The following is a 6,987-nucleotide window of genomic DNA, read 5'->3' as shown; positions in this document are numbered from 1 at the left end:
TGACCTTATCCTGATATTTAATTAAAGGTTTTCGACTGTTTAATTTCGCCAGCTGATTGGCCCGATAGATAATGGTTCTACGGACAGCAATCTTTTATATAGGTGTAAAATGAAAACGATACTCTCAGCTTTATTATTCGTTGTTTCATGGAATGCACTGGCACAGGATGAGGGAAATAGTGGTGATAAAAAGCAACAGGCAACGGCAACTATTCAAATTTCGATTACAATTTTACCCGAACCGGTAAAACCAAAGATCACCAAAGAACAGGTGAGTGATACGCTAACCGTCATTTCTTATGAATGGTAGCATCCAGACAACCAACGGTTAAGCCTGCTCCAGCAAAGAAAAGTATCTTTCTGAACATCACTTCGTCACCCGAATGCCTCGTGATTTAATAAGTAAACAAACCGGACAATATTCACGAGGTGTTTTATGACAAATGAAACTCAGAACAACGCATCCGCACCTGAAGAGTTAATCACGCGTATATCGCAGGTCATTAAACGCAAGGATGGATCTGAAGTGAAAATTACTGCTCAGGCTGCGTTCGGTGCAGGGTTAACTCGCTCTATCGATGTATATGTTCTTCGTCGGGATAATGCTGATTCAAACTGGCAAGGTTGCAGTAATCGACCAAAAGCAGGATGGCGGAATATGTCTGTAGATGAATATATCCGTGAAGGGCGCTCTGAAATGCTTAAGGCAGTTACGCCGGGAGAAATTCTAAAGCTCACAAATGCCATTGGCAAACCAATGAGTTGTCTTGATCAATTATTTCCATCCCCGATTACTAAATAAATCATTAAATAATACCGCTGGCCTTATTCGTCAGCTGGTACGCCCGTGTTTAAATAAATATACAAAACGAATAAATAAACAGGTGAACCATGCAACAGGTAATCGACTTTGGCACATCAGAACCGACCCTTGCCCCAATCCTTACCGGGGATAAATGGGATACGGTTTGGCAAACACTGGCTAATGACGAAGACCTGAATTATGTCGATGCCAGCACTGGCACGAGCATGGCCAATCTTATCACCACCGGCACAAACGCCATTTATAAAGCGCTTACTGACGGCTGGACTATGAGCCTGGCGTATTCATCAGGAAAGGACTCTGAGTGCGTTCTGCACCTCTTCCTGATGGCGCTGGTAAGGGCTACCCGCAATGGCACAAACATCAGCCAGCATCACTATGTGATCCACACCGACACGGGCATCGAGAATCCAGCCGTCCGCTGGCTGGCAGACACAAAACTCGCCGAACTTGAGGCATTCGTTGAAAAGCACCAGTTACCGCTGAGCATTGTAATTGGTAAGCCTGGACTGACATCTGGGTGGACTGGCCGCATCCTTTCAGGGCGAGGATTGCCAACATTTTCAAATAGTTCCGCCAGACAGTGCTCGATCGACTTGAAGGTCGATCCTGCACGTCGGGCCCGTGCCGAGTACATGCGAGGACTGCCTAAAGCCGTTCGTCAGCGCGTTTGTCTGCTGCTGGGTTCCCGTGATGCAGAGAGCACAACCCGTGCCATGAACATCGAAAAAAAAGGCGGGAGCGCTGAAGACGTTAAACAGACAAAAGAGGGCGGTGAGCTCTATCCGATCCGTCACTGGCATCAGGGGAACGTATGGGAATTCCTGCTATCGTCCGGGGATGAGGCTCGTTTTGCGTTACCCAGTTACCTGCCTAACAATAATGAAACTGCTGAGCTCTACAAAGAGGCTACGGGCGAATGTGTCTGGACGGGTTCTGAAAAAGCAAAAAGCGCCTGTGGTTCACGATTTGGCTGTTACCTTTGCCAGGCTGTAGGGCTCGACCGCTCTATGGAAAACCTGCTGAATGCCGACCCGGAGAAATATGGCTATATGGCTATCCTGAACCGGCTTCAGCGTTTCATTGCCAAACGCCGTTATGCCTGGGAAGACCGCCATCCAGTGGGCCGCACGGTATACGAAGGTGGGTATATTAAGATCCAGCCAGATGTATACTCGCCGAAATTCCTGGAACGTCTGTTACACATCTGCTGTAGCGCCGACTACGTAGAGCAGCAACGCGCCGATGACGTTGCCGAGAAACTCGCTTACGGCTTGCTGGAAGACAATGCGCATAACCGTCGCATGTCCCGGCCTCAGTTCCGCATCGTCAGCGAAGAAGCCGTTGTGCATGTCGATTTCATGTGGGCTTTCCATCATTTCAATGACAAGCCTTTTAGGGCACTGGAGATCTACCACCGCGTCTGGGCCCACGGCGAGCTGGATCTGTTGACTGATGAACCGACGATGCCTGTAGTCCCTCAGTCCCCAATCCCTAAAGCAGTCTGGCTGAAGGTGGGGAAATTTGGCGATGACTCACTATTTGATGGGCTGGCTGATCCTGTTGCGGAAATGACCTATTTCGACGGCGGAGATGACGAACGCGCCGCACGTGTCATCAAGACAAGAGACGGCCACCGTCGTGTTGTCAGTTTCAGCGAAGATAACGAAGTTACCGTAGATGAAGAGTCTGCAAGCTTTGTGTTATGGGTGGAATACCCACGCCTTAAATCTGCTATTGAGAGCGGGGCGTACACCGCTGGGAGCGCGGCGCAGTTCTACCTGCGTTTCGGCACGGTATCTCTGTGCAAAGGTAAGTCAGCCTTGTATCACAAAATGATGCAGCGTGGTCAAACCTACCATCGACTCGGCCTGACCGGATTCCAGTCGATGGAAGGGATCACAGCTCGAAAAGACCTTCGCATCCTCTCGACCGAGAAATACCAGCATGTTCTGAAAAGAACGCTGGAGGCCCGGATCATTCGTTTTAAATGGTGGGCTAACCTCGCTTTCACCATCCAGTACCACATGACCCGCATGACAGAATTTGGGTTCTGGCTGCATCGCGTCTTACGCCAGGAAAGCCATAACGAGCTTATGGACGAGAAAACGCTGTGCAAAAACAGCCTGGAAACTGTCCTGATCAACCAGACCAATGCCTGGTGTCTTGTGATGAGTGACGTGGGCAACAAACCTGATACATCAAATGCGCTGCGCCGCTACTGGAGACAGGAGCGGGCCCGAGCTTTCGCGCACTGTGCTTCAGTACCGGAAGTCCTTAAATCGCTGGTGGCTCGTGAGATGTTCAATATTTATCGACGTGCGCTTTATGAACTCAATAGCCATAAAGAGTTGAGCCTTGGCCTGATACACATACAGGAACTGGCAACTCAGAACGCGGACGCGTTACGGATCCATATCAAAATAATGATGCGGTTAATCAGGCTGTGGCAATTGTCAGGTTTAACAAGCATTGGTCAGAGTGAATTTTGTGAGGCGGCTTAACTGCCTGGAATAAAGGGAAAATAATGAAAATCATGCTTTCACTAGGCTCTGTTGCTATTACGACAGTAGCATCTATGTTGTTGCTGTGCAGCCAGGCTAATGGCAGCAACGGGAACAGGCCTTTACGGATCAACGAACCTGTTCAGATTACTATCGAACAAGTGATGTATCGCATTGCAAATGGTAACCAGAATATCGGCATGAAAATGCGTGAAAACCCAGTGCTGTTTTCGGGTCATGCCGGAATCAGTGTAGAGCTAAGTGATTTTCCGCCCGGGTCAAAATCCGCGCCCGTACCCGGAACTACCGTAATGCTGCGTACCGCTTTGTCTGGTCAGACAGAGGCCTGTTATCAGCAGCACTGCTACTCAGCCGAAGTGACCACGTACAACGAATAGAGGTCTTGCTATGGCAGACAGAACTGATGGAATGAAAGGAAGAGCACTGATTAGGCAGTTGTCCGGTATGCCACCCGGCGTTAACCCATTAAACGTTCCTCAGCCGCTTAAGCGAACCGTGTGCCTGGCAAAAGGCATAGTGGATACATGGGATAGTTTTCCATCCGAAAACAACCTTGCAATCGCCCTGGAAAACGCCGCTGCAATATCACGGCTGGCGATAAGCCTCCTGCAAGAACGGGAAGTACTGTACCGGCAGCTGGCATCTCTTGGAGTAGAACCAGAGAAAATGAAACAATCCGTCGAAGCCATCCCGATGGAAACGCTTTTAAAAAGCCTTCCAATGAGGAAAAAGTAACTTTCTAGCGTTTTTTGTTTCCGCTGTAAGAAGACACCTTTTTTGGTGCTCAATAGCAGTATTTTTTTAACAGATAAACTAAACGAATTCAATATTTCTTAAATTCAAGCACATTTTGTCTTCTTTTAAATTTCGTCGTAGGTTTAATGCAGTTAATAATGTTACTCACGGATTAATTTTTAAAAAATACAGAGCCTAATCAGGCTATACGGGTTTTGTAATTGCTATCATTAAAGTCACGAGGAAAACCATGAGTGCATACGTCGAGCAGGTATTTAATGATGTTGAAAAAATGCGTGGCAAAGTTCTGGCCGACCGATTCCGCATGGTATTCAAAAAAATCCAGCTTGTGAAGAACGACGACTCAGACGAGGCCTACAACCTGAAGCAACAGGAAAACCTAGCCGCTGTCACTGAACTTCAGAATGCTGGTGGTTTCATTGATTGGGACATCAAGGTCACTAAGTATAGCAACACATCCACTCAGGTTGAGTTGCGGCATAAGGTAGATGGTGTGCTGGTATGGCGCGATTTTACCTTCGTAAGCGATTTTGTATTCGAACTCGCTAAAAACGTTGTCTATTCAAAAGAGACGGTCTGAATTCAATTATTGCATTAATAACCGGTGGAAAAATGGAGCAACTGACACCTGCAAAACTCGACTCGATGATTACTGAGACTACAACTGAACTGCTATATGCGCAGAGGGCACTTATCAGCCCAAGCCGAGCTGATGCGATGGAAAAGAAAGCGTCTCAATTACTCAGCATATTATTGGAGTTAAAGGAACTAAGAAATAAAAGCCCACAAAAAATCATACTGCCACCCCCTGCATGTTGCTTTGCAGATCATAGTTATCCTGCATATTCCAGAGACCAAGTTATTGCAATACTTGATTCTCTTGGACATAAAATTATTGAAAAGGAAAATTAATGCGCCAGACAAAAATCGTAAATATATTCTATGCCAGTGCTGAAGAGCTTCAGCTAGGCATTAACGAGATAGATACTGAGATTACGACCGCTTTGCAGAACGGCAATATGGAAGCCGTCAAAAAAGCAACGTTACTTAAAAACACCATGATTAGTCTGCTGGACAACAAACAGAAGGGCGAGCTGGTTCAAGAAACGTGTACGTCAGGCGAAAAGGCTGATTCATCGGTAGAAATAACGGACGCAATGGCCTACGCGTTCCACGCGGCATCTGGTGAGGGTGCAATTGGTTCCGATGATGTTGAAGAGATAAAGCGTGGTCTGCGGGTAGTTATCAATGAGTGTGGCCTCACAAATCACCTCGTAAAGATCCCTGCTGGTTTACACGATGCAACAGCTCAGCTTGTAGTTAACTTCGCCTCTGAGATGGCGGGTAAGCTTTACCGGGCCCAGGAGAAGTATGGTCGTGGGGCTGAATGGGCAAAATCTGACTGGAAGGATGAATGCCTCAAAGAGCTCCACCGACACCTTTCAAAAGGTGATCCACGTGATGTAGCAGCCTACTGCATGTTTTCGTGGCATCACGGTTGGCTGACCCACAGCGAACAACCTGCTATAGCGGGGCTCAGCGAAAGAGTTCTGTTCGATAGCTTTATGAAAGATGATTACTCACCTGATTCAAGTGGTTCAGTATCAGAGGAAGAAGAAAGGGTCTTTCTTGAGGTGCTCTTTCACATATGGCAAGGCCGGGCCGCAGTTCAGAATGGATTAACTCAACAGGAAATGGATATCGTAATGAAGTACCGGGAACAAAATCAGAAATAACATTACTGCGTTCTGACAACCAGTAAATTAACTCGATGCGGTATTTCAGAAAGGAAAAATTATGATCGTTCTCAAATACCCTCCTTACCCATCGCCCTTCTGGTTCCGGGGGGAAAAAGATAAAACGGGTGTGGTTACCGAGGTTGGAACAGTTTATGTGGAAGCAACAAAGGATAACCTGCTGCTGGTGGAGGGCACACTCCCTCCGGTAGGTGCGACTTTGTTTCTTACACCTGACCGGTTCGATATTAAAGCTGAAACTGAGATTGATAGCCGGGCCCGACGAGAGGAACAGGCCAGACAACGTCTGACACGGCAAGAAGAAGAACGACAGCAAAAGGCCGCTCTCGATATGAAGCTGATGCAACAGGCGCAAGAGCGAAACGCTCGTTTGTATCTTCCGGTACGATGGACAAGCGGATTCAAATCGGTGATTTCCGGGCTGACGGAAAACAGTAGCGGTAACGGTATAAACCGGCGAACTGTGATTCACGTGCTTTTACTTGAGGACATACGTGATGGGCGCCTGGTCAGAAATGAAGGGGATTTTCTTTGCACCGCCGCAGGTGGAAGTAACGGCAAGCTTTGGGTTAACCCAGCCACCCATAGTGATGGTGAGTACGGGCCTTACGTATGTGAAATAACGTGTAAGCAGTGTATTAAGGCTGCTCTACGTTGGCAGGATAAAAATAAGGCCGTCCCACCGGAATGTGTTCCGTAGGTATCAGGCGAACCGATCACCACGCTATAGAGAGAGGGGACAGTGAACATGCAAGTTGCTAAAAACAAGTACGCCGTTCTGGACAGTGCGATCATGAAAATACTCGGCAAAGAGCCGGTTCCATTTTCACTGATTATGCTTCCAGACGTAGCTGGTGAGTGTTCCCGACTCGCTGATGAGGAGAGGAATAAGCCGATGCCATTCCGCATTCTTGACCGGCGGTTACAGGCGCTAAGAAAGGCTGGCAAAATTCAGTTCGAGACCGGAAAAGGCTGGGTAAACCCTCTTTCCTGACCACCCGCAATTCGTACTGCATCTTCCTTTTCGTAAAAGGCAACTCTTCGTTGCCTTTCATCCCCCAGAGCTATTCGTCACCTGCCCCCCCAACGATAAAATCAAAGTATCACAAACAATATGTCCCCCATT

The 6,987-nt window shown here is 47.6% G+C and carries 10 protein-coding genes; all 10 read left to right on the top strand.

Annotation, left to right across the window (positions count from 1 at the left end; genetic code table 11):
• Window positions 1-109: 109 nt before the first annotated feature.
• The 10 genes from M989_RS25025 (at window position 110) to M989_RS22915 (ending at window position 6,855) form a co-directional block, all read left to right on the top strand.
• Window positions 110-310 carry a hypothetical protein gene (locus tag M989_RS25025; RefSeq protein WP_007372322.1) on the top strand — a complete coding sequence of 67 codons (201 nt, stop codon included), beginning with the start codon at window positions 110-112 and terminating at the stop codon, window positions 308-310.
• 126 nt (window positions 311-436) lie between these two features.
• Window positions 437-802, top strand: coding sequence for a hypothetical protein (locus M989_RS25020; protein WP_008786579.1), 366 nt, complete (start codon window positions 437-439; stop codon window positions 800-802).
• A gap of 89 nt (window positions 803-891) precedes the next feature.
• Window positions 892-3,327 (top strand): phosphoadenosine phosphosulfate reductase domain-containing protein, encoded by a 2,436-nt coding sequence (locus tag M989_RS22950; protein ID WP_007372324.1) that lies wholly within the window; start codon window positions 892-894, stop codon window positions 3,325-3,327.
• Window positions 3,328-3,350: 23 nt separating this feature from the next.
• Entirely contained in the window at window positions 3,351-3,725 is a 375-nt protein-coding gene (locus tag M989_RS22945) for a hypothetical protein (RefSeq protein ID WP_008786576.1), read from the top strand.
• Between the two features lie 10 nt (window positions 3,726-3,735).
• Window positions 3,736-4,083, top strand: a complete 348-nt coding sequence (locus M989_RS22940) for a hypothetical protein (protein ID WP_008786575.1) — start codon at window positions 3,736-3,738, stop codon at window positions 4,081-4,083.
• 250 nt (window positions 4,084-4,333) lie between these two features.
• Window positions 4,334-4,684 carry a hypothetical protein gene (locus M989_RS22935; RefSeq protein ID WP_007372327.1) on the top strand — a complete coding sequence of 117 codons (351 nt, stop codon included), beginning with the start codon at window positions 4,334-4,336 and terminating at the stop codon, window positions 4,682-4,684.
• A gap of 32 nt (window positions 4,685-4,716) precedes the next feature.
• On the top strand, window positions 4,717-5,016 hold the full coding sequence (locus tag M989_RS22930) for a hypothetical protein (RefSeq protein WP_016241553.1): 300 nt from the start codon (window positions 4,717-4,719) through the stop codon (window positions 5,014-5,016).
• The gene (locus M989_RS22925) at window positions 5,016-5,840 is read left to right on the top strand and encodes a hypothetical protein (protein ID WP_007372328.1); all 825 of its coding nucleotides are present in this window, start codon (window positions 5,016-5,018) and stop codon (window positions 5,838-5,840) included. Before M989_RS22930 ends, M989_RS22925 begins: the two co-directional genes overlap by 1 nt.
• Window positions 5,841-5,901: 61 nt before the next feature.
• On the top strand, window positions 5,902-6,561 hold the full coding sequence (locus M989_RS22920; protein WP_008786574.1) for a hypothetical protein: 660 nt from the start codon (window positions 5,902-5,904) through the stop codon (window positions 6,559-6,561).
• Between the two features lie 48 nt (window positions 6,562-6,609).
• Window positions 6,610-6,855, top strand: coding sequence for a hypothetical protein (locus M989_RS22915; protein ID WP_032951184.1), 246 nt, complete (start codon window positions 6,610-6,612; stop codon window positions 6,853-6,855).
• Window positions 6,856-6,987 lie beyond the last annotated feature (132 nt).

This window comes from Kluyvera georgiana ATCC 51603, assembly GCF_001654985.1.
In the GTDB taxonomy this organism is placed as follows: domain Bacteria; phylum Pseudomonadota; class Gammaproteobacteria; order Enterobacterales; family Enterobacteriaceae; genus Kluyvera; species Kluyvera georgiana.
Note: the sequence above shows the minus strand (reverse complement) of the source record. Positions and strands in the feature narration are given on the sequence as shown.